The 26,409-nt window shown below is 62.2% G+C and carries 32 protein-coding genes and 1 tRNA gene; 17 read left to right on the top strand and 16 right to left on the bottom strand.

The window, feature by feature from the left end:
* Window positions 1-249: 249 nt before the first annotated feature.
* The gene (locus QRN10_RS07875; protein ID WP_253508184.1) at window positions 250-693 is read right to left on the bottom strand and encodes a GNAT family N-acetyltransferase; all 444 of its coding nucleotides are present in this window, start codon (window positions 691-693) and stop codon (window positions 250-252) included.
* Between the two features lie 245 nt (window positions 694-938).
* A tRNA-Ser gene (locus tag QRN10_RS07870) sits at window positions 939-1,029 on the bottom strand.
* Window positions 1,030-1,181: 152 nt separating this feature from the next.
* Between QRN10_RS07870 and QRN10_RS07865 the strand changes: the two genes are divergently transcribed.
* Entirely contained in the window at window positions 1,182-1,853 is a 672-nt protein-coding gene (locus QRN10_RS07865; RefSeq protein ID WP_003174664.1) for a Bax inhibitor-1/YccA family protein, read from the top strand.
* 61 nt (window positions 1,854-1,914) lie between these two features.
* Here QRN10_RS07865 and murB read toward each other — a convergent pair whose 3' ends face one another.
* From murB to QRN10_RS07825, 8 genes are all read right to left on the bottom strand, one after another.
* The gene (gene murB / locus QRN10_RS07860; protein ID WP_285428122.1) at window positions 1,915-2,934 is read right to left on the bottom strand and encodes a UDP-N-acetylmuramate dehydrogenase; all 1,020 of its coding nucleotides are present in this window, start codon (window positions 2,932-2,934) and stop codon (window positions 1,915-1,917) included.
* Entirely contained in the window at window positions 2,931-3,395 is a 465-nt protein-coding gene (locus tag QRN10_RS07855; RefSeq protein ID WP_266247801.1) for a low molecular weight protein-tyrosine-phosphatase, read from the bottom strand. Before QRN10_RS07855 ends, murB begins: the two co-directional genes overlap by 4 nt.
* Complete coding sequence (gene kdsB / locus QRN10_RS07850) at window positions 3,395-4,159, bottom strand: 3-deoxy-manno-octulosonate cytidylyltransferase (protein ID WP_181076688.1); 765 nt, start codon at window positions 4,157-4,159, stop codon at window positions 3,395-3,397. Before kdsB ends, QRN10_RS07855 begins: the two co-directional genes overlap by 1 nt.
* Window positions 4,156-4,341 (bottom strand): Trm112 family protein, encoded by a 186-nt coding sequence (locus QRN10_RS07845; protein WP_003174668.1) that lies wholly within the window; start codon window positions 4,339-4,341, stop codon window positions 4,156-4,158. Before QRN10_RS07845 ends, kdsB begins: the two co-directional genes overlap by 4 nt.
* Before the next feature lie 24 nt (window positions 4,342-4,365).
* Window positions 4,366-5,376, bottom strand: a complete 1,011-nt coding sequence (gene lpxK, locus QRN10_RS07840; RefSeq protein WP_181076686.1) for a tetraacyldisaccharide 4'-kinase — start codon at window positions 5,374-5,376, stop codon at window positions 4,366-4,368.
* Complete coding sequence (gene pocB / locus QRN10_RS07835) at window positions 5,376-5,804, bottom strand: flagellar polar localization protein PocB (protein ID WP_181076685.1); 429 nt, start codon at window positions 5,802-5,804, stop codon at window positions 5,376-5,378. The genes lpxK and pocB overlap by 1 nt, the downstream gene beginning before the upstream one ends.
* Window positions 5,801-6,436, bottom strand: coding sequence for a flagellar polar localization protein PocA (gene pocA / locus QRN10_RS07830; protein WP_159936015.1), 636 nt, complete (start codon window positions 6,434-6,436; stop codon window positions 5,801-5,803). The genes pocB and pocA overlap by 4 nt, the downstream gene beginning before the upstream one ends.
* Window positions 6,437-6,535: 99 nt before the next feature.
* The gene (locus QRN10_RS07825) at window positions 6,536-8,761 is read right to left on the bottom strand and encodes a DNA internalization-related competence protein ComEC/Rec2 (RefSeq protein ID WP_266247797.1); all 2,226 of its coding nucleotides are present in this window, start codon (window positions 8,759-8,761) and stop codon (window positions 6,536-6,538) included.
* Between the two features lie 135 nt (window positions 8,762-8,896).
* Here QRN10_RS07825 and QRN10_RS07820 point away from each other — a divergent pair, with 135 nt between their 5' ends.
* Window positions 8,897-9,412: a DUF2062 domain-containing protein gene (locus QRN10_RS07820; RefSeq protein ID WP_181076681.1), complete on the top strand. Its 516-nt coding sequence runs from the start codon at window positions 8,897-8,899 to the stop codon at window positions 9,410-9,412.
* A 3-nt stretch (window positions 9,413-9,415) separates the two neighbouring features.
* On the opposite strand, the gene QRN10_RS07815 is transcribed toward QRN10_RS07820, so the two are convergent.
* Together QRN10_RS07815 and QRN10_RS07810 are read right to left on the bottom strand one after the other, a co-directional pair.
* Window positions 9,416-10,786, bottom strand: a complete 1,371-nt coding sequence (locus tag QRN10_RS07815; RefSeq protein ID WP_285428121.1) for a histidine kinase sensor domain-containing protein — start codon at window positions 10,784-10,786, stop codon at window positions 9,416-9,418.
* Window positions 10,773-11,489 (bottom strand): response regulator transcription factor, encoded by a 717-nt coding sequence (locus QRN10_RS07810; protein WP_181076678.1) that lies wholly within the window; start codon window positions 11,487-11,489, stop codon window positions 10,773-10,775. Before QRN10_RS07810 ends, QRN10_RS07815 begins: the two co-directional genes overlap by 14 nt.
* Window positions 11,490-11,694: 205 nt before the next feature.
* On the opposite strand from QRN10_RS07810, the gene QRN10_RS07805 reads away from it, so the two are divergent.
* From QRN10_RS07805 to QRN10_RS07790, 4 genes are all read left to right on the top strand, one after another.
* A complete protein-coding gene (locus tag QRN10_RS07805) occupies window positions 11,695-14,448 on the top strand; it encodes a response regulator (RefSeq protein ID WP_181076676.1) in 2,754 nt (917 codons plus the stop codon).
* A gap of 37 nt (window positions 14,449-14,485) precedes the next feature.
* Complete coding sequence (locus tag QRN10_RS07800; protein ID WP_181076674.1) at window positions 14,486-15,475, top strand: 2-hydroxyacid dehydrogenase; 990 nt, start codon at window positions 14,486-14,488, stop codon at window positions 15,473-15,475.
* Window positions 15,476-15,546: 71 nt separating this feature from the next.
* Window positions 15,547-15,987, top strand: a complete 441-nt coding sequence (locus tag QRN10_RS07795; protein ID WP_181076672.1) for a hypothetical protein — start codon at window positions 15,547-15,549, stop codon at window positions 15,985-15,987.
* Window positions 15,984-16,388, top strand: a complete 405-nt coding sequence (locus QRN10_RS07790; RefSeq protein WP_181076670.1) for an META domain-containing protein — start codon at window positions 15,984-15,986, stop codon at window positions 16,386-16,388. The genes QRN10_RS07795 and QRN10_RS07790 overlap by 4 nt, the downstream gene beginning before the upstream one ends.
* A gap of 73 nt (window positions 16,389-16,461) precedes the next feature.
* Here the strand turns inward: QRN10_RS07790 and QRN10_RS07785 are convergent, their stop codons facing one another.
* Complete coding sequence (locus tag QRN10_RS07785) at window positions 16,462-16,923, bottom strand: TlpA disulfide reductase family protein (RefSeq protein WP_181076669.1); 462 nt, start codon at window positions 16,921-16,923, stop codon at window positions 16,462-16,464.
* A gap of 115 nt (window positions 16,924-17,038) precedes the next feature.
* Between QRN10_RS07785 and arsC the strand changes: the two genes are divergently transcribed.
* Genes arsC through QRN10_RS07770 form a run of 3 tightly spaced genes read left to right on the top strand, consistent with a single transcriptional unit; the run spans window position 17,039 to window position 18,391 of the window.
* On the top strand, window positions 17,039-17,392 hold the full coding sequence (gene arsC, locus QRN10_RS07780) for an arsenate reductase (glutaredoxin) (protein WP_181076667.1): 354 nt from the start codon (window positions 17,039-17,041) through the stop codon (window positions 17,390-17,392).
* Complete coding sequence (wrbA, locus tag QRN10_RS07775) at window positions 17,389-18,003, top strand: NAD(P)H:quinone oxidoreductase (RefSeq protein WP_181076666.1); 615 nt, start codon at window positions 17,389-17,391, stop codon at window positions 18,001-18,003. Before arsC ends, wrbA begins: the two co-directional genes overlap by 4 nt.
* Entirely contained in the window at window positions 17,987-18,391 is a 405-nt protein-coding gene (locus tag QRN10_RS07770; protein WP_253508197.1) for a DUF2069 domain-containing protein, read from the top strand. Before wrbA ends, QRN10_RS07770 begins: the two co-directional genes overlap by 17 nt.
* Before the next feature lie 50 nt (window positions 18,392-18,441).
* Here the strand turns inward: QRN10_RS07770 and QRN10_RS07765 are convergent, their stop codons facing one another.
* Both QRN10_RS07765 and ttcA read right to left on the bottom strand, forming a co-directional pair.
* Entirely contained in the window at window positions 18,442-19,113 is a 672-nt protein-coding gene (locus tag QRN10_RS07765; protein ID WP_181076663.1) for a DNA-3-methyladenine glycosylase I, read from the bottom strand.
* Between the two features lie 67 nt (window positions 19,114-19,180).
* Window positions 19,181-20,005, bottom strand: a complete 825-nt coding sequence (gene ttcA / locus QRN10_RS07760; protein ID WP_181076661.1) for a tRNA 2-thiocytidine(32) synthetase TtcA — start codon at window positions 20,003-20,005, stop codon at window positions 19,181-19,183.
* A 280-nt stretch (window positions 20,006-20,285) separates the two neighbouring features.
* Here ttcA and QRN10_RS07755 point away from each other — a divergent pair, with 280 nt between their 5' ends.
* Together QRN10_RS07755 and QRN10_RS07750 are read left to right on the top strand one after the other, a co-directional pair.
* Window positions 20,286-20,888, top strand: a complete 603-nt coding sequence (locus QRN10_RS07755) for a Yip1 family protein (RefSeq protein WP_181076660.1) — start codon at window positions 20,286-20,288, stop codon at window positions 20,886-20,888.
* A gap of 128 nt (window positions 20,889-21,016) precedes the next feature.
* Window positions 21,017-21,511, top strand: a complete 495-nt coding sequence (locus tag QRN10_RS07750) for a SprT family zinc-dependent metalloprotease (protein WP_253508199.1) — start codon at window positions 21,017-21,019, stop codon at window positions 21,509-21,511.
* Window positions 21,512-21,614: 103 nt separating this feature from the next.
* Here QRN10_RS07750 and QRN10_RS07745 read toward each other — a convergent pair whose 3' ends face one another.
* Window positions 21,615-22,790 carry a CaiB/BaiF CoA transferase family protein gene (locus QRN10_RS07745; RefSeq protein ID WP_285428120.1) on the bottom strand — a complete coding sequence of 392 codons (1,176 nt, stop codon included), beginning with the start codon at window positions 22,788-22,790 and terminating at the stop codon, window positions 21,615-21,617.
* Between the two features lie 157 nt (window positions 22,791-22,947).
* Between QRN10_RS07745 and tusD the strand changes: the two genes are divergently transcribed.
* The 6 genes from tusD (at window position 22,948) to QRN10_RS07715 (ending at window position 26,383) form a co-directional block, all read left to right on the top strand.
* Window positions 22,948-23,340, top strand: a complete 393-nt coding sequence (gene tusD / locus QRN10_RS07740; RefSeq protein WP_181076655.1) for a sulfurtransferase complex subunit TusD — start codon at window positions 22,948-22,950, stop codon at window positions 23,338-23,340.
* Window position 23,341: 1 nt separating this feature from the next.
* Window positions 23,342-23,692: a sulfurtransferase complex subunit TusC gene (gene tusC / locus QRN10_RS07735; RefSeq protein WP_181076653.1), complete on the top strand. Its 351-nt coding sequence runs from the start codon at window positions 23,342-23,344 to the stop codon at window positions 23,690-23,692.
* Entirely contained in the window at window positions 23,692-23,970 is a 279-nt protein-coding gene (tusB, locus tag QRN10_RS07730) for a sulfurtransferase complex subunit TusB (RefSeq protein WP_181076652.1), read from the top strand. The genes tusC and tusB overlap by 1 nt, the downstream gene beginning before the upstream one ends.
* Window positions 23,967-24,302 (top strand): TusE/DsrC/DsvC family sulfur relay protein, encoded by a 336-nt coding sequence (locus QRN10_RS07725; RefSeq protein WP_181076650.1) that lies wholly within the window; start codon window positions 23,967-23,969, stop codon window positions 24,300-24,302. Before tusB ends, QRN10_RS07725 begins: the two co-directional genes overlap by 4 nt.
* Complete coding sequence (locus QRN10_RS07720; protein ID WP_266247788.1) at window positions 24,299-25,300, top strand: glycosyl transferase family protein; 1,002 nt, start codon at window positions 24,299-24,301, stop codon at window positions 25,298-25,300. The genes QRN10_RS07725 and QRN10_RS07720 overlap by 4 nt, the downstream gene beginning before the upstream one ends.
* An 87-nt stretch (window positions 25,301-25,387) precedes the next feature.
* The gene (locus tag QRN10_RS07715; RefSeq protein WP_285428119.1) at window positions 25,388-26,383 is read left to right on the top strand and encodes a glutathione S-transferase family protein; all 996 of its coding nucleotides are present in this window, start codon (window positions 25,388-25,390) and stop codon (window positions 26,381-26,383) included.
* Window positions 26,384-26,409: the final 26 nt, after the last annotated feature.

Genomic DNA, 26,409 nt, shown 5'->3' with positions numbered 1-26,409 from the left:
GAACCTTACGGCATGGGCGGCAAACAGTCATGCTCGTGCTTGTAGCCGGATCGGTAAATGACTTGATTGGACGCTTACCTATTTCTGGATCTAGCTTTGACAGCGTGACCACAATTTCGGCAATGGTTTCGCACCCCCAAGGATAGGGAGAACTCAGCTGGTGGTAACCCGGCTTTCGCCTGTATCTGCACTCGACGCCATCGTATGCCATGGGCGGCTACCGGCTTCTGGCGCGTTACCGACGCCCCATCAAGCGTGCCGCTCATACGTGAGGTATCCATGCGCTCCCGTCCCGGTGCAAAAAAAACCCGCTTTCTGGTACATAAACTTCGCAGGGTTGTCAGGTCGTACACTTAAATGCATTTGAGTGAATCCCTGTCCTGCCGCGTCCAACGCGCACGCCTCCAGAAGCGCCATTCCTACGCCGCTACGTCTATGCTCCGCCACTACGTGAATGGTGCTAAGTTCCGCGTGGTTTTGACACGGCGCCCAAAGCGAGTATCCAGCGAAGTCATCACCTATGAGAGCAATTGTAAGCCGTTCAAAATTTTCCACCCAGCACGTCAGATGTCGCTCCAGCTGCAAGCGCCACGCAATTTCATGCTCTGGCTCCCAACACCGAATATAGCTTTCCTCGCCTCGGTAGATCGCTGGGATATCAGTCACGCGTGCTTGCCTTAGTCGTATTGCCATTCCATTAGCCCCTGATTGAACGAGACCGGATGATATGGCGCACCTGGCCTTTCGCAAAGCTCGCAAACCACTGCGCTGAGCGACTGCTGCACATCAAAGATGGGCGCCACTGCCAAACCGTCAAAATAGACAAGTTTTCGGAAACCCTACCTCAACGTTTCGGAACGCCTATCAAAAACCGGCGTTATCGACCCAAACCCCAGAAACGCAAAAGCCCCGCAATAGCGGGGCTTTCGTGTGAATCTTGGCGGGAAACCAGGGATTCGAACCCTGGAGACGCTATTAACGTCCGCCGGTTTTCAAGACCGGTGCATTCAACCACTCTGCCAATTTCCCTTGTGCGATAACGGATGATAATAGCCCATCCCGTCTCAGCGGGCGCCATAATACCCGAATGAAACACACTGTCAAACTCTCGCCATCGCTTGTTACAGAGCGTCTGTTATGATCTTTGCGACTGAACGTTTCAAAACCCAAGGAGTGTCGCCATGCGCGAACAGAATTACGCAGTGAATGGCAACGCGCAGGCTGAGCAGCTTGAAGTCAGCCGCGTGTTGCGCAACACCTATGGCCTGCTCGCCCTCACCCTCGCCTTCAGTGGCGTGATGGCGTTCGTAGCGCAGCAAATGCGTGTGGGCTACCCGAATATCTTCGTGGTGCTGATCGGTTTCTATGGCCTGTTCTTCCTCACCAACAAGCTGCGCGACTCGGCCTGGGGCCTGGTGTCGGCGTTTGCCCTGACCGGCTTCATGGGCTTTATCCTCGGCCCGATCCTCAACCGTTACCTCGGCATGGCCGGCGGGGCGGAAGTGGTCAGTTCGGCGTTTGCGATGACCGCGCTGGTATTTGGTGGTTTGTCGGCCTACGTTCTCATTACCCGTAAGGACATGAGCTTCCTGGGCGGCTTTATCACCGCTGGTTTCTTCGTGTTGCTGGCGGCTGTGGTTGCAGGCATGTTCTTCCAGATCAGCGGCTTGCAGCTGGCGATCAGCGCCGGTTTCGTGCTGTTCTCCTCGGTGTGCATCCTGTTTCAGACCAGCGCCATCATCCACGGCGGTGAGCGTAACTACATCATGGCGACCGTGAGCCTGTATGTATCGATCTACAACCTGTTCATCAGCCTGTTGCAGATCTTCGGCATCATGAGCCGCGACGACTGATTCACAGCGGAAAAAAAATGCCCCGTATCGAAAGATGCGGGGCATTTTTGTTTTCAGGGGTTCAATACTGGTTGGGTTCCATTTCCAGCTCAACCTTGAAGCGCTCAGCGATATCATGCTGGATGCGCTGGGCCAGGTTGGCGATGTCGTGCCCTGAGGCGCCGCCATAGTTGACCAGCACCAGCGCCTGCAGCGCGTGCACGCCTGCGTCGCCATCCCGGAAGCCCTTCCAGCCGGCCTTGTCGATCAGCCAGCCGGCGGCGAGCTTCATTTGCCCATCGGCTTGTGGATATGCCACCAGATCCGGATACAACGCCTTGAGTTCCTCTGCCAGCGCCTTGGACACCAGCGGGTTCTTGAAGAAGCTGCCGGCATTGCCCAGCACTGCCGGGTCCGGTAGTTTTTCCTGGCGAATGCTGCAGATTGCGCGGCTCACATCACTCGGCGTGGCTTCGGTGATGCATTGCCCGGCCAGGCGCTGCTGAACCGGGCCGTAATCGAGTTTGAGGTGGCTGGCACGGCTGAGGGCGAAGCGCACGCGCAGGATCAGCCAACGACCGGTCTCGTGCTTGAACACACTGTCGCGGTAGGCGAAGCGGCACTCCTCCAGACTGAAGTCGCGCAACTCACCCGTGTGGCGATCCAGGGCGGTCAAGCCGGCGAACACGTCCTTGATCTCTACGCCATAGGCGCCGATGTTCTGCATGGGTGCCGCACCGACGGTGCCAGGGATCAGGCTGAGGTTTTCCAGGCCGCCAAAGCCGTGTGCGAGGGTCCACAGCACAAAGGGGTGCCAGGCCTCGCCTGCCTCGGCCTCGACCACCACCTGCATACCATCATCGTGCAATACCCGGATACCTTGGGTGGCCATGCGCAGCACCAGCGCTGGAATATCCCGGGTCAACAGCAGGTTACTACCGCCGCCAATCACCAGCAGTGGCAGCGCGTGCGTCGCGGCATAGGCCAGCGCTTCGCGCACATCATCATCGCTGCGGGCTTCGGCAAACAGCTGAGCACGCACATCAATGCCAAAGCTGTTGAATGGCTTGAGCGACGCCTGCGCTCGCATATGCAAGGTCATAAGCGCCCCTTCAATTCGATCACCAGTAAATCGCAGGCGGTCTCGATCAAGTCCAGGACCCGCTCAAAGCCTTGTTCACCTTCGTAATAAGGGTCTGGCACTTCATCCACCACCCCTTCGTAGCGACGCAGGAACAGGTCCAGTTCAGCCTTGCCCTGCGCGGGCTGCATCGCCTTGAGGTTGCGCAGGTTGCTGTGGTCCATGGCCAGGATCAGATCGTAGCGGGCAAAATCGGCGCGCGACACCTGTTGGGCGCGCTGGGCCGACAGGTCATACTCACGCCGCAGCGCGGCCCGCTGGCTGCGTTGGTCGGGCGGGTTGCCGACGTGCCAGTCGCCGGTGCCGGCCGACGCCACCTCGACCTGTCCCGCCAGCCCGGCCTCACGCAATTTATGGCGCAGCACACCTTCGGCAGTCGGCGAACGGCAGATATTGCCCAGGCATACGAACAAAACTTCCATCAAGCCCCCAGCAAACGACGAACGCGCTCAAGGTCTTCCTGGGTATCGACACCGGCCGGCGGCGCTTCGAGGGCATCGCCCACATGAATGCGCACGCCATGCCACAGGGCCCGCAGTTGCTCCAGGGATTCGGTGTTTTCCAACCAGCACGGGCCCCAACCGACGAAGTCATGCAGGAAACCGGCGCGATAGGCGTAGATACCGATGTGACGGCGATAAGGCACGCCTTCCGGCAATACGTCAGGCCGCTTGGCAAACGCGTCACGCGCCCACGGCAACGTGGAACGGCTGAACGTCAGGGCCAGGCCATTGATGTCGCTGACCACCTTGACCACGTTCGGGTTGAGTAGGGTCTCGATGTCTTCGATCGGTTCGGCCAGGGTCGCCATGCGCGCTTCGGCATGGGCGGCCAGGTTGGCGGCCACCTGGTCGATCACGCTCGGCGGAATCAGTGGCTCGTCGCCTTGCACGTTAACGACGATGGCGTCGGGTGCCAGGCCCAGTTGCGTGGCCACTTCCGCCAGGCGATCGGTGCCGGAGTTGTGGTCTTCACGCGTCAGCACCGCTTCGGCACCGAAACCCTTGCAGGCCTCGATGATCCGCGGGTCGTCGGTGGCCACGACCACCCGCTCGGCGCTGCTTTTACAGGCCTGTTCCCACACCAGCTGAATCATCGGTTTGTCGCCGATCAGTTGCAGCGGCTTACCGGGCAAGCGGGTCGAGGCATAGCGCGAGGGAATGACAACGGTAAAGGCAGTGGTCATTTATCCAGACGCTCGTCGGTGGTCAGGGTGCGGGCCTCACTCTCCAGCATCACAGGGATGCCATCACGGATCGGGTATGCCAGGCCGGCGCCTTTGCTGATCAGCTCGGTTTTGTCGGCACTGAGCTTGAGCGGGCCTTTGCAGATCGGGCAAGCGAGGATATCGAGCAGTTTGGTGTCCATGAATATGTCCTGGAAAGAAGCGTTTTAAGGCAAAAAACGGGCGGGCAGCAGGCGCATCAACTGGTTGTCGAACCAGGCGACAAATGCCGGCGATGGCCGCGCATCCACCGCAAGGTACCACCAGTCGGGCTGGGCGAAGGCGCGGCACTTCACCGCGTCTTTCTCAGTCATGACCAGCGGCAACGACGGTGTAAAACTCAAGACTTCAGCGCTGTATGACGCATGGTCGGCAAACGCATGGGGTATCGGCCGCCAGTGTAGCGTTTCAAGGGTGTTGAAGAAACGTTGCGGGTTGCCGATGCCCGCGACCGCATGCACGGCCTGGCCCTTGGCAAAGTGATCCACCGGCAGGCGCTCACCGGTCTGCAGGTTGACCAGCGTGGTGGGTTGCAGGCTGAAGGCAAAGCCACCGTCCCGATCATCGGGGGCACCGTTGTAGAGCAGCGCGTCGACGCTCAGCAGTCGCTCCGCCGGCTCGCGCAGAGGCCCGGCAGGCAGGCAGCGGCGATTGCCCAGGCCACGCGCGGCATCGATCAGTACCAACTCCAGGTCACGGGCCAGGCGGTAGTGTTGCAAACCGTCGTCGGAAAGGATCAGGTCCAGGGGTTCGCTGTCCAGCAGCGCCTTGACCGCACGGCCGCGGTCCGGATCGATCATCAGGGGTACGCCGCAGCGCTGCACAATCAGCAGGGGTTCGTCACCCGCCGTCTCGGCGCTGTGGCTGGCCTCGACCCGCCACGGCAATTGCGGCGGCCTGGCGCCATACCCTCGGCTGACCACGCCTACACGCAGGCCGCTGCGGCGGCAGTGCTCAATCAGCCATAGGATCAACGGCGTCTTGCCGGTGCCGCCCACGGTGATATTACCGACCACCACCACTGGCACGGGCGCCCGGTAAATTTCGCCCTCGCCCGCCAGGAAGCGCGCACGCTTGCGCTGCACCACCCGGCGATACAGGGCTTCCAACGGCCGCAGCAACAGCAGAGCCGGATGACCTTCATACCAGCCTTTGAGCAATCGATCGGACATGGCCATCAGGGTTGGCTCGCCGCCTCGACGGTGCTCATGCGCAAATGACTGAAGCCCAGCTTGCCGGCGGCATCCATCGCGGTGACCACGGCCTGGTGCTGGGTCTTGCCATCGGCGCTGATGGACAACGGCATTTTCGTATCGCCGCCGGATTCTTTCTGCAACGCGTCCATAAGACTGTTGAGATCGTTTTTCTCCAGCACCTGGTTATTCACCGAAAACACGCCCTCGGCGCTGATGGCGATCTCCAACTGCTTGACCTGCTGGTCTTCGGCCGGCGAACCGCTGACCGCTTCGGGCAAGTCGACCCGCAACTCGGTCTGCCGGGTAAACGTGGTGGTGACGACAAAAAACAGCAGCAGGATGAACACTACGTCGATCAAAGACGCCAGGTTGATATCGACATTTTCCCGTTGCTTGCGGCGAAATTTCACGCTTTGCCTCCAACCAGATCCACGTCGCGATCGCCCTGCACCACTTCCACCAATTTGATGGCTTCCTGTTCCATGCCCACGACCAGTTCATCGATGCGGCGCTGCAGGAAACGATGGAAGAACACCGAGGGAATCCCCACCATCAAGCCTGCCGCGGTGGTAATCAGTGCCTTGGAAATGCCGCCGGCCAGCACCGCCGCGTTGGTGGTCATACCCGCGCCCATGAACGAGCTGAAAATATCGATCATGCCCAGCACCGTACCCAGCAAACCGAGCAGCGGCGCCATGGCGGCGATGGTGCCGAGAGCGTTGATATAACGCTCCAGTTCGTGGATCACCCGCGCGGCGGCCTCTTCGATGCACTCTTTCATGATCTCGCGGCCGTGCTTGGAGTTGGCCAGGCCGGCGGCGAGGATTTCACCCAGCGGTGAATCGGCGCGCAGTGCCTTGAGCTTTTCCTTGTCCAGCTGTTTGTTCTTGATCCAGCCCCACACCTGCCCCAGCAGATGCTCGGGGGTGACACGGCTCGCGCGCAGGGTCCACAGGCGTTCGGCGACGATGCCGAGTGCGGCGATGGAGCTCAAGATGATCGGCAACATCATCCAGCCGCCGGATTTGACCAATTCCCACACAGTGAATGCCCCCTCGAAAAAGTGCGCCACTTTACCATATAGGTTCGACAGCGGGGCTCGTCGACCCTGGCATTGCCCAGGGTCGTCGCGCATACCGGGTCAGGGTAACCGTTCGCGCCAGAAACGCCGTTGACCGCGCGCAACCTCCGGGGTCGCAAAAGCGCCCAATTGCAGACGCACGGCGCCTTGCTCGGCGCTGTCGTAGACCCGGCTGCCCAGCGCCCGATAGCGCTCCATGACCTGCGGATGGGGATGTCCGAACGCGTTGCCGCGCCCGCGCGAGATCAGCACCGAACGGGGCGCAAGGCGCTCCAGAAAGGCCCAGGAGGACGAGCTGTGGCTGCCATGATGCGGTGCTTGCAGCCAGTCGGTCGGCACCGCCAGCGGCGAGTCGAGCAGCGCCCGCTCGGCGGCGTGATCGATATCGCCGGTCAGCAATAGGCGCTCCCCGTTGGCCTGCACTTGCAGGACACAGGATTTCGCGTTGCCGCTGATAGCCTCAGGCCATTGCCATAATTCAAAAGCCACCCCGTCCCATACCCACTGCCGGCCACTGACACACGCCTGCGCGCCGAGCAGGGCCGGCAGCCGTTGCGTTTCTCCGCTGATCACGCGGTCAACCGGCATGCCTCGCGCGATCGCCACCGCGCCGCCCGCATGGTCGGCATCGGCATGGCTGAGCAGCAGCAGGTCCAGTTTGGCGACGCCAAGTTTCTTCAACGACGGCAGCACCACGCGCGCGCCCAGGTCGAACGCTCCCGCACGCGGCCCGGCGTCGTAGAGCAACGTGTGATTGCGGGTACGCAGAATCAGCGCTTGCCCTTGCCCTACATCCAGTTGCAACACATCGACCTGACCGTGGGGCACCGGCGCGCGCGGAGGGAATACCGCCAGCAGCAGCATCGGCCAACCCAGCCCCCGCAGCGGCACGCCGCGGGGCAATAACAGCACCACCGCGCCGAGCAGGCTGACCAGCCAGGCAGCCCACGGCACTTGGGCCGGCAGCCAGGCGGGCATGTGCCCTGCGAGCCAGGCCAGGCCGACGAACAACCCATCCAATGCGCCGCCCGCGAGCCACAACAGCCCTTCCCCTACAACTGGCACGCTCAACAGGGCGGTGCCCAACAGCGCCAATGGCAGTACGACCAGGCTGATCCACGGCACGGCCACCAGATTGGCGAGCGGCGCACTCAGGCTGATGGGCAACCCCAGCACCAGCAGTACCGGAAACAGCCCAACGGCGATCGCGCATTGCGGCCGCGTCCATACCTGCCAGAGGCTCCACGGCCCCAGACGCCCGCTGAACGCCAGGATCAGCACCGCCACCGCCGCAAACGACAGCCAGAAACCTGCCTGCAGGCTGGCCAACGGCTCCAGGATCAACACCCCATTGAATGCCAGCAACAATGGCCACCACACGCCCAGGTGACGAAAACGCAAACGCCACAACAGCACCAGCCCTACCATCACACACGCACGCTGCACCGGCACGCCGAAGCCGGCCAGCAATCCGTAACCCAGGGCGGCGGCAAACGCCAGGCCACAGGCCCACGGCAGCCACGGCCAGCCTCGCGGCCAGGCGCCCCGACGCGCCAGCCCGGCGATCAGCCCGTAGATCAGGCCTGCCAGCAGGCCGATGTGTTGCCCGGAAATCACCAACAGATGCACCGTGCCGGTGTCCTGCAAGACCTGCCAGTCCTCAGTGGTGAGACCGGAGCCATCGCCCAGCACCAGAGCGGCCAGGCCCGCCTCGCGACCATGGGCATCCACCGCCAGCAGCCGCTGGCGCACGCCGTCGCGCCAGGCATTGTGCGCTGGCGCCAGGCGTTGGCCGTCTTTCACCGAACCGGTCGCACCGACACGCTGGGCCAGCAGCCAGGCTTCGCGGTCAAAGCCATGGAAATTCAGCAGACCGGCAGGCCGTTTCAAGGTAATTGCCAAACGCCATCGTTCGCCGCTGCGTACCGGCGGGCCGTCACGCCAGGACACGCGAATACGCTTGGGTAATCGACCCGCCCGCGACCGTCCGTCGGTCAGTTCGAAACGCACCGCCTCTTCGGTTTGTTGCGGCAACCCCGTCACCCGGCCTTCTACCCAACGGGTCTGCCCATCCAGCGCCGGCGACAGCCGGTCATTCAGGGCCCACTGCGCGCCGATACACGCCCAACTCAGTCCCAGCAGGAAAAACGCCAGTGGGTAGGTTCGAAATGGCAACAGCATCAACGCCAGCGCCAGCATGCCTATCAGCCATCCCGTGGCAGGCAGCGTGGGTAGGAACACCACCGCCAGCAGCCCCAACGCAAGCGCACACATCCCTGTCCTCATGAATCATCCTTTTCAAGTGATCCACTCAGTCTTAGACGGGCCTGCGACAAGGCCTATGATGTTTTGTCACAAAGTCTGAATTTCCTGTTTATAGAATGCGGGCATACTTGCCCCTCGAACCGACCTGGACCCCTTATGCCTCGGCGCTTATTCAAACGGTACATGCCCGACCCCACCAGTATCAGGGAACACAAGTCATTACAGTTTCTCGGTACGTTGCTGCATGATCCGAACCTCTGGCACCTCAACCGACACTCGGTGGCGCGGGCCATGGCCGTGGGCCTGTTCGCGGCGTTCATTCCGATTCCCTTGCAGATGCTGCTCGCAGCGATCCTCGCCATCACGGTGCGCGGCAACATGCCTATCGCCGTGAGCCTGGTGTGGCTGACCAACCCGATCACCATGCCGGTGGTGTTCATTTGCACCTATCTGACCGGCGCCTGGCTGATGAACGTCCCCGCGCGCAGCCTTCCCGACGACTTGACCTGGGAATGGATCAGCGGCCAGTTAAGCACCTTGTGGCAACCCTTTCTGCTCGGTTCGGTGGTACTGGGGCTGGTGCTGGGCGCACTGGCCTATTGCCTGACCATGGGCTACTGGCGTTGGTGGGTTGCCCATCAATGGAAGAAACGCAAACAGCGTCGCGGCTGAGATCTACAGCGCCGGCAGGCGTAAATGCATACGCAGGCCCGCGCCGGTATTTTCCGCCCACAGGCTGCCGTCCTGACGTTGCAGCGCATTGCGCGCGATACTCAACCCCAGGCCGAAGCCGCCATCGCCCGGGCGCGAGCCGTCCAGCCGAGTAAACGGCGCAAAAATGCGCTCCAGGTCCCGCTCATCGATTCCACCGCCCTGGTCTTCCAGCCATAAGTGCCAGTACTCCCCTTCGCGCCGCCCGTCCAGGCACACCACCCCGCCCGTCGGAGAATGCCGTATGGCATTGCGCAGGATATTTTCCAGGGCCTGGGCCAGCCCATTGAGGTTGCCCCGCACCCAGCATTCAGGCCCCAGCAGGCACGGCAGGCGCGACGCCGGCCAATCGCTTTCAAAGCAGGCGTTTTCACGCAACATGTCCCACAGCGCCTGCAATTGGATCGCTTCCTTGACCAGCGGCGCCCGTTCGGCGTCGAGCCAGGCCAGTTGCAGACTGTCTTCCACCAGCCGCTGCATCGCGTCGATTTCCCGGCCCAGGCGCTCACGCAGCTGCGCCAGGTCCTGCTCACTGTCGCAGGCCACGCGCAGGCGGCTCAACGGCGTGCGCAGTTCGTGGGACATGTCTCGCAGCAACTGCTGCTGCAGCACCACGGTGCCCTGCAAGCGCTCGGACATATGGTCAAAGGCGCGGCCCAGTTCGCCCAACTCATCCTGGCGACTGGTCGCATCTTGCGACAAGCGTGTGTTCAATTGGTCGGCGCGCCAGGCGTTGGCCTGTTCGCGCAACTGATTGAGCGGCATGATCAGCAGGCGATAGAGGCCAATGCACAACAACAGCGTGAACAAACCAGGGATCACGCCGTTGGTGACCACACGCCAGAACACTTGATAGCGACCGGGCATAAAACGCTGCGGCAATTCGATCACCAACGAACCGGCCTCGGGGTCGGTGGGGAATGCAATCTTCAACCAGGGCAGCCCTTTCACATGCCGGCTCACCGGCCAGTCCAAGCCGCGCAGAAAGGTCAGGCGCTGGCTCTCCGAGCTGCTCAGGGGAGAACTGCTCAACGATTGCAGGTCGTTGCCGATCACGCCGACCCAGGTGGTTTCCCGAGCCCCCAGCATCTGCAGCCAGGCATCGACGCCTGCATGGCCACCTCGGTTCCAAGCCTGCTCCGCGCCCGCCGCATAACCGCCCAGGGTAAATTTCGCCTCTTCGGACAGATAAGCGTTCTGCTGCTCCATGTAGCGGCCCCAGGACCAACTGAGCCAGATCATCAGTAAGCAGAAAGCAATCAACAGGCAGGCCAGCTTCCAGAACAACGAGTGCTTGCCCGGCAGGCGCTTCAAAGGACGTTCAAAGGCTGTCATCGCGACCGCTCAGCGTATAACCCCTGCCCCACACGGTGCGCACTTCGCGCTCGGTGTAGCCGATGGCCTTGAGCTTGCGGCGGATCTGGCTGATATGCATGTCGAGGCTGCGGTCATGGGGGGCATAACCGCGTTGCAGCACATGCTGATAAAGAAAGGCTTTGCTCAAGACTTCCTCAGCGTTGCGGTGCAGGGTTTCCAGCAGGCGGAATTCGCTGCGGGTCAGGCCGGCGGCGTGCTGCTGGTGGAAAACATCATCCAGCTCATCGTCAAAGCGCAGGCCCGGCACGTCTTCGCATAGGGCTGGCCGGGCAGGCAACGGCCGTCGGTCAAGCGCCACGCGACGCAGAATGGCCTCAATGCGCACACGCAGCTCAAGCATGCTGAAAGGCTTGGGCAAGTAGTCGTCTGCGCCCAGGCGAAAACCGCTGACCCGGTCGGCCTCGGCGCCCAGGGCCGACATCAGGATCACCGGGGTCGAATGACTTTTGCGTAAATCGGTGAGGATCGACAAGCCATCCAGCCCCGGCAGCAGAATATCCATCAACACCACGTCGAATGCACGCGCGCGCGCCATGTCCAGGCCCTGTTGGCCGTTCTGGCACCAGGTGACCTGAAAGCCACTGCGCTCCAAGTGTTCATGAACGTAGGCACCGAGCACGGGATCGTCTTCGATGGTCAGGATACTGGCTGCGGGAGTCATTAGCGTCTGCAAGTCATTCTCAATCGCCAATTATTCAAGATTAGCCCGCCGCAGGCAATCGCCGCTCGCCTTCCAATGGCCTGAAGATTGTCGGCGGTGTCGAATTTGCAAGATTCCACCCCGCGCAAATGGCTACACTGCGCAGGTGGCGCGGGCGGGATGCCTGCGCGAACGATTGATTTCAATGTAGTAGCAGGAGAGTGGCGTGCTTAGAAGAATGGGGATAAAAGGCCGCGTACTGTTGCTGACCTTGTTGCCGACCAGCCTGATGGCCTTGTTGTTGGGTGGGTATTTCACCTGGATGCAGCTGTCGGAGCTGCAAACCCAGTTGCTGCAGCGCGGCGAGATGATCGCCGAGCAATTGGCGCCACTGGTGGCACCGGCCCTGAGCAGCAGGAACGTGGACTTGCTGGAGCGCATCGCCACCCAGTCCCTGGAGCAGCAGGATGTACGCACCGTGTCCTTCCTCGCGCCCGACCGCGGCACCCTCGCCCACGCCGGCCCGACCATGCTCAATCCGGCACCGATCGGCAACAGTTCTCACCTGTTGCAACGCACCGGCAACGACGCCACCCGTTACCTGTTGCCGGTGTTCGGCCGGCATCGCAACCTCGCCGGCGACCTGATTCCCGACGAAAGCGACCGCCTGCTGGGCTGGGTCGAAGTGGAACTGTCCCATAACGGCATGTTGCTGCGCGGCTACCGCAGCCTGTTCGCCAGCCTGCTGTTGATTGCCATCGGGCTGATCTTTACCGCCGCGCTGGCGCTGCGCATCAGCCGCACGATCACCTCGCCGATCGGCCTGATCAAGCAAGCCGTGGCCCAGCTCAAGGACGGTAATCTGCAAACGCGTCTGCCCGCGCTGGGCAGCCAGGAGCTGGATCAGCTCGCTTCGGGCATCAACCGCATGGCCGAGACCCTGCAGAACGCCCAGGAAGAACTGCAGCACAGCATCGACCAGGCCACCGAAGACGTACGCCAGAACCTGGAAACCATCGAAATCCAGAACATCGAGCTGGACCTGGCGCGCAAGGAAGCCCTGGAGGCGAGCCGCATCAAGTCGGAGTTTCTGGCCAATATGAGCCATGAAATCCGCACGCCGCTCAACGGCATCCTCGGTTTTACCCACCTGCTGCAGAAAAGCGAACTGACGCCGCGTCAGCTCGACTACCTGGGCACCATCGAAAAATCCGCCGACAACCTGCTGGGCATCATCAACGAGATTCTCGACTTCTCCAAAATCGAAGCCGGCAAGCTGGTGCTCGACAGCATTCCATTCAACCTGCGCGACCTGCTGCAGGACACCCTGACCATCCTCGCGCCCGCCGCCCATGCCAAGCAGCTGGAGCTTGTCAGCCTGGTCTACCGCGACACGCCGCTGGCGCTGGTGGGCGATCCGCTTCGGCTCAAGCAGATCCTCACCAACCTGATCAGCAATGCGATCAAGTTCACCCGCGAGGGCACCATCGTGGCCCGCGCGATGATCGAGGAAGAGCAGGAAGACACCGTGCAACTGCGCATCAGCGTGCAGGACACCGGCATCGGCCTGTCCAGCCAGGACGTACGCGCGCTGTTCCAGGCCTTCAGCCAGGCCGATAACTCATTATCGCGCCAGCCCGGCGGCACCGGCCTGGGGCTGGTGATTTCCAAGCGGTTGATCGAACAGATGGGCGGCGAAATCGGCGTCGACAGCACGCCTGGCGAAGGCTCGGAGTTCTGGATCAGCCTGAACCTGCCCAAAACCCGGGACGACGTCGAGGACCTGCCCTGCGCGCCGCTGCTGGGGCATCGCGTGGCCGTCCTCGAAAACCACGAGTTGGCGCGCCAGGCCCTGCAACACCAACTGGAGGATTGCGGCCTGGAAGTCACCCCGTTCAACACCCTCGAAAGCCTGACCAACGGGATCACCAGCGCCCATCAGACTGAGCAGGCCATCGACCTGGCCGTACTCGGCGTGACGGCCAACGACATTCCCCCGGAGCGCCTCAACCAGCATTTGTGGGACCTGGAGCACCTGGGCTGCAAGGTCTTGGTACTGTGCCCTACCACTGAGCAGATGCTGTTCAATCAGTCGGTGCCCAACCCCAACAGCCAGTTGCAGGCCAAGCCGGCGTGTACCCGCAAACTGCGTCGGGCGCTGTCGGACCTGATCAGCCCGCGCCCTTCGCGCAGCGAGCCGGGCGAACCGTTGTCCAGCCGCGCGCCGCGTGTGCTGTGCGTAGATGACAACCCGGCGAACCTGTTGCTGGTGCAAACGTTGCTGGAAGACATGGGTGCCAAAGTGCACGCGGTGGAAAGCGGTTACGCCGCCGTCGACGCGGTCAAGCAGGAGGCCTACGATCTGGTGCTGATGGACGTGCAGATGCCCGGCATGGACGGTCGCCAGAGCACCGAAGCGATACGCCAGTGGGAAAGCGAGCGTCATGGCACGCCGCTGCCGATCGTCGCCCTCACCGCTCACGCCATGGCCAACGAAAAACGCGCCTTGCTGCAAAGCGGCATGGACGATTACCTGACCAAACCCATCAGCGAACGGCAATTGGCCCAGGTGGTACTCAAATGGACCGGGCTGGCGCTGCGCAACCAGGCGCCGGAGCGCACCACCGACGGCCTGGCCCCTGGCGTGCAACTGCCGGTGCTGGACCATGAGGAAGGCCTGCGCCTGGCCGCCGGCAAAACCGACCTGGCCGCCGACATGCTCGCCATGTTGCTGGCTTCGCTGGAAGCGGACCGCACGGCCATCAGCGTCGCTCGCCAAGCCAATGACAACAACGCGCTCATCGAACGCGTGCATCGCCTGCACGGCGCCACACGTTACTGTGGCGTGCCGCAACTGCGCGCTGCCTGCCAGCGCGCTGAAACCCTGCTCAAGCAGGACGACGCCAAGGCCTTGCACGCACTGGACGAGCTCGACATGGCCATCGCCCGATTGGCCAGTGAAGCGCGGGTCAGCGCCTGACGCGGCCCATTGATTTGAATACGCAGGGAGCTTTGCAATGCGCGTAATTCTGTTCAGCAGCCAAACCTACGACCGCGACAGTTTTCTCGGCGCGCCGCTGCCGCCGGGTCTGGAGCTGCAGTTCCAGCCGGCGCGGCTGAACCTCGACACCGTGGCGCTGGCCGAGCACCACGAAGTGGTCTGTCCTTTTATCAATGACGACCTCAGCGCCCCAGTGCTGGAGCACCTGGCCAAGGGCGGCACGCGCCTGATCGCGCTGCGTTCGGCCGGTTACAACCATGTCGACCTGGCCACCGCCAAGCGCCTGGGCCTGACCATCGTGCGCGTGCCCGCCTACTCGCCCCACGCCGTGGCCGAGCACGCCGTAGCGCTGATCCTGGCGCTCAACCGCCGCTTGCACCGCGCCTACAACCGCACCCGCGACGGCGATTTCAGTCTGCACGGATTAACCGGCTTCGACCTGGCGGGCAAAACCGTCGGCGTGGTCGGCACCGGGCAGATCGGCGCAACCTTTGCCAGGATCATGGCCGGATTCGGCTGCGCGCTCCTGGCCTACGACCCCTTCCCCAATCCCGACGTGCAGGCGCTCGGCGCGCGCTACGTGAGCCTGCCGGAGCTGCTCGCCCAGGCCCAGGTGATCAGCCTGCACTGCCCGCTCACTACAGACACCCGGCACTTGATCAACGCCGTTTCACTGGCACAGATGCAGCCTGGGGCGATGCTGATCAACACCGGACGCGGCGCACTGGTGGACACGCCCGCCTTGATCGACGCCCTCAAGGACGGTCAGCTCGGCTACCTGGGGCTGGACGTGTACGAGGAAGAAGCCCAGTTGTTCTTCGAAGACCGCTCCGACCTGCCCTTACAGGATGACGTCCTCGCGCGCCTGCTGACCTTTCCCAACGTGATCATCACCGCGCACCAGGCGTTCCTGACCCGCGAGGCCCTGGCGGCCATCGCCACCACCACGCTGACCAACATCGCGGCATGGGCCGACGGCCAGGTGCGAAATCAGGTTGATGGTTGATCAGCGGTCACATAGCGCGCTGATGATAGGCCGGCACCCGTGATAGGATGCCGCGCCTATTTGGAGGATCCATGGCCGAACACGATTTCCGCTTCAGCTTGCTGAGCCCGCAACACACCCTGATCGAATGCCGCGCCCTGGTGCCGGGCCGTTACCAGGTCACCGGCAACGGTGGCTCGATCAAACATGGCGACGTTCTGATCGTCACCCTGCGCGGCAGTAAAACCCTGTCGATGCGTCTGACCGTCGAAGGCGATGCGCGCTACTCCATCCGCCCGGCCGGCCAATGGGTCGCCATGGCCCAGGGGCCGAAATTCGGCGAATTGGAGATCCACACCTGGAAGGTCAACTGCGACAGCTGCGACGCCGTGCTGGAATTTGAGTTCGCTGTGGAAACCAAGCTGACCAAGGAGCCGCTGCAACCGGCCGCCAACGCGCGTGTCGCGGAGTTGGGCTGGGCCAGCGACGGCGACAAGCACCGCTGCCCGAGCTGCCGGAAGGCCACGCAATGAAAGGCGTGCTGCTGATGGCAGCACTCGGCGCGGGCCTGGCCGGCTGTGCGGGCGATGAGGTCAAACTCAAGCAGGACCACAGCTACGTGGTGGAGTGGATCGGTGAGCGGCCGCTGATGGATTACGCGCACCTGACCGTCACCCTTGGCAATGACGGACGTGCCTACGGCAATGGAGGCTGCAACCACTGGTTTGCGCCCTACACTCTGGACGGCGACAAACTCAGCTTCGGCAAGATCGGCAGCACCCGCAAACTCTGCGCCGAGGCCCTGATGGAGCAGGAGCACCGCTTCTTTCAGGCCCTGCAAAACGTACAACGCTGGGACGTCTCGCCCATCGAGCAGACTCGCTTCTGGCCGGCCGAAGGCAAGCCGATCCGCCTGTGGCTCGAAGAAGGCTGATCCGAGTTCTGACCGGATGAACATCCAACGGTGGGACCAGAGCCCTCTCCCACCGTTGCGTTGAGAGCTCGCTTTACCCGCGCAACGCCTTGAGCTTGGCCAGCACCCCTGCGGCCGTCTGCTCGCCCATCAACTGCTCGCGCACCTTACCCTTGTCATCGATGATGTACGTCACCGGCAGCGCTTCGCTGCGCGGAATCTCGAAGATGCCATCCGGGTTCTGCGCCAGCACCGTGAACTTGATCCCCAGTTTCTCGCTGGCGGCCTTGAGTTCTTCGCCCTGCACATTGTCGAAATTGACCCCGAACACTCCGACATTCTGGCCTTTGAGCTGTTCGGCCAAGGCATTGAGCTCGGGGATTTCCGTACGGCAGGGGCCGCACCATTCGGCCCAGTAGTTGATCACCACCCACTGTTTGTCCAAACGTTCGGCCGCGACTTTCTGGCCGTATTGGTCAATGCCATAGTCATTCCCGCAGCCGCTGAGCAGCAGGGTTGTAATGATCGCCAATGCACCGATCAGTCGACGTGTCATGGGGTAATCCTTCGTAAAAATAGACATGGGCTGCGACCGGATGCCTCTTACGGTTTAAGGACCGGGCGCCGCGCAGGTAGAATACCCGCCACCTCCTGCAAGATGCGACCCGCATATGACCGATCTGACGCTTTATCACAACCCGCGCTGCTCGAAATCGCGCGGTGCCCTCGAACTGCTGGAAGCGCGCGGCCTTACCCCGACCGTGGTGCGTTATCTGGAAACCCCGCTCAACGCTGCGCAAATTCAGGCGCTGCTGGGCAAACTCGGCCTGAGTGCGCGCCAGCTGCTGCGCACCGGCGAAGACGAATACAAAAGCCTTAACCTTTCTGACGCCAGCCTCAGTGAAACCCAGTTGATCGACGCCATTGCCGCCCATCCCAAGCTGATGGAACGCCCGATCCTGGAAACCGCCGACAAGGCCGTCATCGGCCGTCCTCCGGAGAACGTATTGGAGATTCTGCCGTGACTGCGCCCTATGTGCTGGTGCTGTATTACAGCCGCAACGGCTCGGTCAGTGAAATGGCCCGGCACATTGCTCGGGGCATTGAGCTGGGCGGCATGGAAGCACGCCTGCGCACGGTGCCGGCGGTGTCCACCGAGTGCGAGGCGGTAGCGCCGAGCATCCCGGACGAGGGCGCGCTGTATGCCAGCCTCGATGATCTGAAACACTGCTCGGGCCTGGCGCTCGGTAGCCCGACGCGTTTCGGCAACATGGCCGCCCCCCTCAAGTATTTTCTCGACGGCACCAGCAACCTGTGGCTCACCGGCGCATTGGTGGGCAAACCGGCCGGGGTGTTCACCTCCACGGCCAGTCTGCACGGCGGCCAGGAAACCACGTTGATGTCGATGCTGTTACCGCTGCTGCACCACGGCATGCTGATCACCGGCCTGCCCTACAGCGAACAGGCCCTGCTCGACACCCAGGGCGGCGGCACGCCATACGGCGCCAGCCACCATGCCGGGCCGGACGGCAAGCGCCTGCTCGACCCCCATGAAATGGCGCTGTGCAAAGCCCTCGGCCTGCGCCTGGCCACTACCGCCACGTTGCTGGAGAACGGCCGTGGCCAGAAAGCCTAAGGTACTGCCACCGCAAGCGTGGCTGGAGCCACGGGTAAAAGTGGCGCGCGCATTAAGCCTGCTGGCGTTTTTGGCGCTGGTGGGTTTGTTGTGCGGGTATTATCTGTTTGTCGCCGATCTGCACGGCGCACGCCCCTGGGTGATCCTGCTGATCGAGTTGGTGCCATTGCTGGTACTGGCACCGGGCATGCTGCTCGGCAGCGCCCGCGGGCACTCGTGGATGTGCTTTGCGGTGAACCTGTACTTCATCAAGGGCGCGTTGGCGGCGTATGACCCGAACCGCCAGTGGTTCGGCGTGCTGGAAATGCTGGCGAGTCTGGCGGTGTTCTGTACCGCGCTGCTGTATGTGCGCTGGCGCCATCAGTTGAACCGACGCCTGGCCGCATAAATCCTCCGTGGCGAGGCGACTCGCCACGAACGCCGCGCTGACCGTGGGGGTCAGTGGTTGACGGTGTACGCCAGCATCATCGACAGCTGGCACATTGGCCGACCACTCTCGGCATGCCACTGGTTGAAGGCGCCCTGCACCGTCGCCAGGTCGCGCAGGCTGGTGGGGGCCTTGTCGACGATCTTCTGTGCATTCAACGCCGCGACCACGTCATCGCTGGGCACAAAGGTGTCCTTGCCGACCATGCGTAGAAAGCGTGGGGCCGACAGGCCGCCCAGCTGGTGGCCGTGCTTGCTCAGGTATTTCCACAGGCCAACGATGTCGGTCACCGGCCACTCGGCGATGAACGCGCCGAAGCTGCCCTTTTCCTGGGTGATATCCAGGATCATCTGCGCATTGCGCGGCACGCTCTTGAGCTTGCCCAGGTGACGAATGATGCGGGTGTCCTGCATCAGCCGCTCCAGATGCTCGGCGCCCATCAACACGACCTTTTCCGGATCGAAGCCAAAGAACACCTGTTCGAAGGCTGGCCATTTGGCGTCCACCACGCTGTGCTTGAGGCCGGCGCGAAATACCCGCAGTGCCAAGGTCGACAGGTAGCGATCATCGCTGATCCTGCGCAATTGCGCCGGGGTCTTGGGAGTCGGCAAATGAGCTTCCAGTTTGGCCGCCGAGCCAAAGCGATTCAGACAATATTCGTGCAGCCACTTGTAATCGCGCATGCCCTCTCCTGGCAGTGGAATTGAAAACGGCGCCCGCGAGCGCCGTGTGTCAGAGCCTTGAATCGACTCAGAGGTTCACCACATTAACGAAGCGCGACGCGGCGGTCTCATCGATCCTCAGGCTGGTGAAGTCGAACAGGTTGCGGTCGGCCAGCTGCGACGGGATCACGTTCTGCAGGCTGCGGAAGATGCTTTCGGTGCGTCCGGGCGTTTTGCGCTCCCAGTCCTGCAGCATCTCCTTGACCACCTGGCGCTGCAGGTTTTCCTGGGAGCCGCAGAGGTTGCACGGGATGATCGGGAATTGCTTGAAATCGGAGTAGGCTTGGATGTCCTTCTCGTTGCAGTAGGCCAGCGGGCGAATCACCACGTTGCGCCCGTCATCGGCGCGCAGCTTGGGCGGCATGGCCTTGAGCGAGCCGTTGAAGAACATATTGAGGAAAAACGTCTCGACGATATCGTCGCGATGATGCCCCAGCGCCATCTTGGTCGCGCCGATCTCATCGGCAAAGGTGTAGAGCGTGCCACGGCGCAGGCGCGAGCACAGCGAGCAGGTGGTCTTCCCCTCCGGAATCAGCTCCTTGACCACCGAATAGGTGTCTTTTTCGACGATGTGATACTCGATGCCCAACTCTTTCAGGTAGGCCGGCAGCACATGCTCGGGAAAGCCCGGTTGTTTCTGGTCCATGTTGACGGCAACGATCTCGAACTTGATCGGCGCGACCTTTTGCAGGTGCAGCAGCACGTCAAGCAGGGTGTAGCTGTCTTTGCCGCCGGAGAGGCAGACCATCACCTTGTCGCCGTCCTCGATCATATTGAAATCGGCGACCGCTTCACCGGCCAGGCGACGCAGGCGTTTTTGCAGTTTGTTCTGGTTGACCGTAAGAGTGCCCATGGCGCTTGGATCCGCTTGAGGTGTGTGACGAAAAGCGCAGCATTTTACCGGTATGCGCCAACGAGTCCAATGCGCGGTTGCAGTGCTCCACCTACAGACCCTGGCGCGATTACGCCGCGTGTTTACAGTGCAATATGCTCTAACGGCCCTACGGCTTTTCCGTTCATCCGTTCCTATACTGCGACATAAGGTCGCAGACAGGCTATCCAGACCTTTCAGGCCAACTGGCCCGTGGGCGCTCCGATGGGGGGCGATGGTAATAACGACAGGAGTGACTGGCATGATCCATCACGTCGTGGGGCTGTTTACCCATCCTGACCAGGAATGGCGGGAGATCCGTGGCGATAAGGAAGAAAGCATCGGCCACATGTACCTCACTCATACGCTGATTCTTGCGGCGATTCCCGCCCTGTCAGCCTTCATCGGCACTACCCGGGTCGGCTGGGTTATCGGCAACCGCGCACCCGTGATGTTGACTCAGGAAAGCGCGTTGTGGATGACCATCATGTCCTACGCGGCCATGCTCGCCGGCGTGGCGGTGATGGGCGCCTTCATCCACTGGATGGCACGCACCTACGACGCCAATCCCAGCATGGCGCGCTGCGTGGCGTTCGCCACTTATACCGCGACCCCACTGTTTATCGGCGGGCTGGCGGCGCTTTACCCGCATATGTGGCTGGGCATGGTCGTGGGGACAGCGGCGATCTGCTATACGGTGTATCTGCTGTATGTGGGCGTGCCGACCTTTATGAGCATCGATCCGGATGAAGGCTTCCTGTTTTCCAGCTCCATACTGGCCGTAGGTTTGGTGGTGCTGGTGGCGATCATGGCGTTTACCGTGATTGTCTGGGGCCTGGGCGTCGGGCCGATCTACACCAACTGACGCACCCACCGCGCCGGCAGGGCCACCGCAAGGTGGCCTTGTGCGTCTGGCATGACCATTCGGCGCCTGACAGATTCGGAAACACCCGGTTTTACGGCATACTGGGCGTCTCTGGAGATAGATACAGCATGCCCGAGCAACTCAATACCCGCGTCGAAGAGTGTTTCCAGCTAGCCGAGTCCTTTTTCAAACGAAGCTTCAAACGCCCCCAGGTCAGCCTCAAGCTGCGGGGCCAGAAAGCCGGTGTCGCGCATTTGCACGAGAACCTGCTGCGCTTCAACCCCCAGCTTTACCAGGAAAACAGCCAACACTTCCTCAAGCAGACCGTGGCCCATGAAGTGGCGCATCTGATCGCCCACCAATTGTTCGGCGAACGCATCCAGCCCCACGGCGAAGAATGGCAATTGATCATGCGCGGGGTTTACGAACTGCCGCCGGACCGTTGTCACACCTATGCGGTGAAACGCCGCCAGATGACCCGCTACATCTACCGCTGCACGTGCGCCGATAGCGACTTTCCATTTTCGTCGCAGCGTCATGGAATGGTGGCTCAGGGGCGGCGGTATTTGTGTCGGCGGTGTCGGCAGACCCTGGTGTTCAGCGGGGAAACGCGGGTGGAATAAGGGCCTCTTCGCGAGCAAGCCCGACTCCCATATCTGACCGCACTGTCATGTCGATCAACTTTCAAATGTGGGAGGGGGCTTGCCCCCGATAGCGCCAGATCAGTCACCCTACCACCTTGCTCCGCCGCAAATCGGCTATCCGCTGAGCACTGAAACCCAGCTCCGCCAACACTTCATCACTGTGTGCCCCCACGGCGGCGCCAATGTGTCGGGGCGCCGGCAACCCTTCTGAAAATTTCAACGGGCAGGCAATCTGCGCCTGGCTCGAGCCATCGCTTCTGGGCACTTGGCTGACCAGTGCCCGCGCCATTATCTGCGGATGGGCCACGGCTTCGCTGAGCGTCAGCACAGGCTCCACGCAGGCATCCACACCGGCAAACAACTCACAGAGCTGATCAAAACTGCGTTTTTCGAATTCCACCTGCAACGCCTGCTTGAACGCCGGCTGCCGTTCGGGTGTGAGGCCGTGGGCGGTCAACTCCGGCCGGCCCAGCGCCGTGCACAAGGCCTGCATGAACGCCGGCTCCAGGCTGCCCACCGACATCCAGCGCCCGTCCCGCGTGCGGTAGTAATCGTAGAAACTGCCGCCATTGAGCACCTGGATTTCCCATTGAGGCTCTACACCGCACGCCAGATAACCCGCGCCAGCCATGGCGTTTAGGCTGAACGAGCAGTCCGTCATGCTCACATCCAGGTATTGCCCCACCCCACTCTGCTGCCGCGCGATCACTGCCGCCAGCAAGCCGACGACCGCGTGCAGCGAGCCGCCGCCCACATCCGCCACTTGCACGCCCAGGGGCAACGGCCCGCTGTCCTGGCGCCCGGTATAACTGGCCATGCCGGCCAGTGCCAGGTAGTTGATATCGTGGCCGGCACGGTCCTTGTAGGGCCCGGTCTGGCCATAGCCGGTGATCGACACGTAGATCAGTCGCGGGTTGATCGCCTTTAACGCCTCATACCCCAGACCCAGGCGCTCCATCACGCCAGGCCGGAACTGTTCGAGCACAATGTCGTAATCCGCGACCAGCGCATGCACGATCTCCAACGCCTCGGCCTGCTTGAGGTCCAGCGCCAGGCTGCGTTTATTGCGATTGAGGTACGCGTGGCTCGCCGAGGTACCCTGGTCGTGGGGAGGCAACACACGCAGCAGGTCCGGGCGCGTGGGCGATTCGATACGCAGTACCTCGGCGCCCATGTCCGCCAGCATCAAACTCGCAAACGGGCCGGGCAGCAAGGTGGAAAAATCCAGCACTTTAAGGGACGCCAGTGGACCAGGCATGGAAACTCCTTTTGGGTGTCGAGTTCCCACAGACTAAGCAGCCCGTTGCCTACCGGCAATCGTCAGAACAGTCAGCGACAGTGACCGTTTTGATCACGGCGGGCTTTTTCGTGCAGGCGGCTTTATCATTGGCCCACGTTTGCTTGCCGAGTGTTCCATGAAGTTTGCGATTGCTTTGTTTTCCGCCGCCCATGCGCCCTCATCGCGCCGTGCCCTGCTGTTTGCCCAGGCCGCGCTCGCCGGCGGGCATGAGATTGTGCGGTTGTTCTTCTATCAGGACGGCGTGTACAGCGCGGCGAATACCGTCGTGGCGCCCCAGGATGAGCAGGACATCGCGCGCCAATGGCGCGAGTTCGTCAGCCAGCATCAGCTCGATGGCGTGGTGTGCATCGCCGCCGCCCTGCGCCGTGGCGTGCTCAACGCCGAAGAAGCCACGCGCTATCAACGCAGCGCCGTGAACCTGGAGGCACCCTGGGCGCTGTCGGGCCTGGGGCAATTGCACGACGCCACCCAGGCCGCCGACCGCCTGATCTGTTTTGGAGGGCCATGACATGTCCAAATCCTTGTTGGTAATCAGCCGCCAGGCTCCGTGGTCCGGCCCAAGTGCGCGCGAAGCGCTGGACATCGTGCTGGCCGGCGGTGCCTTCGATCTGCCGATCGGCCTGCTGTTCATGGACGACGGCGTGTTTCAACTGGCCCCCGGCCAGGACGCCAAGGCCGTGCAGCAAAAAGACCTCAGCGCCAATCTGCAGGCCCTCGGGTTGTTCGGCATCGATGACGTGTTCGCCTGCAGCCACAGCCTGGCCGAACGCGGGCTTACGCCTCCCGCCAGTGCGCAGCCCTTGGACAGCGCCGCTGTTTCCCAGTTGATTGAACGTTACGACCAGGTGATGACCCTCTGATGTCGACTCTCCATGTGGTTTCCCACTCGCCCTTTACCGACAGCCGCCTCGCCAGTTGCCTGCGGGTCTGCGGCGCTCATGATGCAATCCTGCTGTGTGGTGACGGCACCTACGGCCTGCACAACGCGGCGCTGCAGGCCAAAGGCGTGAAGGTCTTCGTGCTGGCCGAAGACCGCCAGGCACGCAACCTGCCGCTGCCTGAATGGGCCGGCAGCGTGGATTATCCGGGATTCGTGCAATTGTCGATCGACTACGACAAGGTCAACACCTGGCTATGAATACGCTCATCGTCGGTACGCGCAGCCTGGAACTGGACAAGGACGGCTATCTGGTCGACCTGGATGACTGGTCCGTCGAAGTCGCCCACGCCCTGGCCGCCGCCGAAGCCTTGGAGCTGACCCCGGACCACTGGCAGATCCTCGATCTGCTGCGCCAGTTCTACGCCGAATTCCAACTGTCCCCGGCCACGCGCCCGCTGATCAAGTACACCGCCTTGAAGCTGGGCCCGGAAAAGGGCAACAGCCTGCACCTCAACAAACTGTTCAACGGCACTCCCGCCAAACTCGCCGCCAAACTGGCGGGCCTGCCCAGGCCGACGAATTGCTTATGACCGACTTTGCCCCACTGACCCTGCAAACCCCTGACGAGCATCCGTTTGCGCCGTTCGTGCGCATCCTGGGCAAAGGCAAGCGCGGTGCGCGCAACCTCACCCGTGAGGAAGCCCGCGAAGCCATGGGCATGCTGCTCGACGAAAAAGTCGAGGACACCCAGCTCGGCGCCTTCCTGATGCTGCTGCGGCACAAGGAAGAAAGCCCGGAAGAACTCGCCGGTTTTACCGAAGCGGTGCGCGAGCGCCTGAACGCTCCGGCGCTGAACGTGGACATCGACTGGCCCAGCTATGCCGGTAAAAAGCGCCATCTGCCGTGGTTTCTGCTGGCCGCCAAATGCCTGGCGCAAAACGGCGTGCGTATCCTGATGCACGGTGGCGGCGCGCACACCGCCGGGCGGCTGTACACCGAGCAATTGCTGCAAGGTTTGCAGATTCCATTGTGCCGCGACTGGCAGCAGGTCGAGGCCGCGTTTGCCCAAGGCAACCTGGCGTTTATCCCGCTAGGGGATTGGGCGCCGCAGTTGCAGCGCATGATCGACCTGCGCAACACCCTGGGCCTGCGCTCGCCGATCCATTCCCTGGCGCGCCTGCTCAACCCGTTGAACGCCCGATGCGGCCTGCAAAGTATTTTCCACCCCGGCTATCAGGGCGTGCATCGCGATGCCAGCGGCCTGCTCGGCGACACGGTGATCGTGGTCAAGGGGGATGGCGGCGAGATCGAGATCAACCCCGACACCCTCAGCCATCTCTACGGCACCACCGGCGGCCAGAGCTGGGACGAAGAGTGGCCGGCCCTTTCCACCCAGCGCCATGTCAAACCGGCGACCCTGGAGCCTGAACACCTCAAAGCGGTATGGCGTGGCGATGTCGAGGACAGCTACCCACAACTGGCGCTGATCGCCACCATGGCCCTGGCGTTACGCGGCCTTGGACAACCCCGTGAGCAGGCATTTGCGATGGCCGAGGAGTACTGGCAAGCGCGGGACAGATCGATTTAATCGATAATTGACCCGCAGTCTTTGCGCTTTTAAATCGAACCCTGAGCTTTAGACTGGCTCCAACGCTTATTAGTCGAGGAGCCAGTCATGGGTTTGCTGATCGAAGGACACTGGAAAGACCAGTGGTACGAAAGTAGCGCGGATGGCGCTTTCCAGCGCGAGCAGGCGCAACGCCGCCACTGGGTCACCGCCGACGGCCAGCCCGGCCCGAGTGGCGAAGGCGGCTTCAAGGCCGAAGCCGGTCGCTATCACCTCTATGTCTCCCTCGCCTGCCCGTGGGCACATCGCACGTTGATCCTGCGCAAGCTCAAGGGCCTGGAAAACCTGATCGATGTGTCGGTGGTCAGCTGGCTGATGCTGGAAAACGGCTGGACCTTCGATAAGGCCAAAGGCTCCACCGGCGATCGACTCGACGACTTTGCCTACATGCACCAACGCTACACCGCCGACACGTCCGACTACACCGGGCGGGTCACCGTACCGGTGCTGTGGGACAACCAGCTCAAGCGCATTGTCAGCAACGAATCGGCGGAAATCATCCGCATGTTTAACAGCGCGTTCAATGGGCTGACCGGCAACACCTTGGACTTCTACCCCGAACCGTTGCGCGCCACCATCGACGCACTCAACGCGCGCATCTACCCGGCCGTCAACAACGGCGTGTACCGTGCTGGCTTTGCCACCTCGCAACAGGCCTACGAAAGCGCGTTCAATGATGTATTCGCCGAGCTGGACCATCTGGAACAGCACCTGGGCGAGCATCGCTACCTGGCCGGGGAATACCTGACCGAAGCCGATGTGCGGCTGTTCACCACGCTGATTCGGTTTGATGCGGTGTATTACAGCCACTTCAAATGCAATCTGCGGCGAATTGCCGATTATGCGAACCTGTCGAATTGGCTGAGGGAAATGTATCAGTGGCCTGGCGTGGGCGAGACGGTGGACTTCGAACACATCAAAGGGCACTACTACGCCAGCCACCGCACCATCAACCCCACCGGGATTGTGCCGAAGGGGCCATTGCAGGCGTTCGATACCGTGCACCATCGGCAGCGGTTGAGCGGAAAAGGGGTGTGGAGCTGATCCAACATCCTGGCTGACTGCCAGGC

It is taken from the genome of Pseudomonas sp. lyk4-R2A-8 (assembly GCF_030209095.1).
Classification (GTDB): Bacteria; Pseudomonadota; Gammaproteobacteria; order Pseudomonadales; family Pseudomonadaceae; genus Aquipseudomonas; species Aquipseudomonas quebecensis.
Note: the sequence above shows the minus strand (reverse complement) of the source record. Positions and strands in the feature narration are given on the sequence as shown.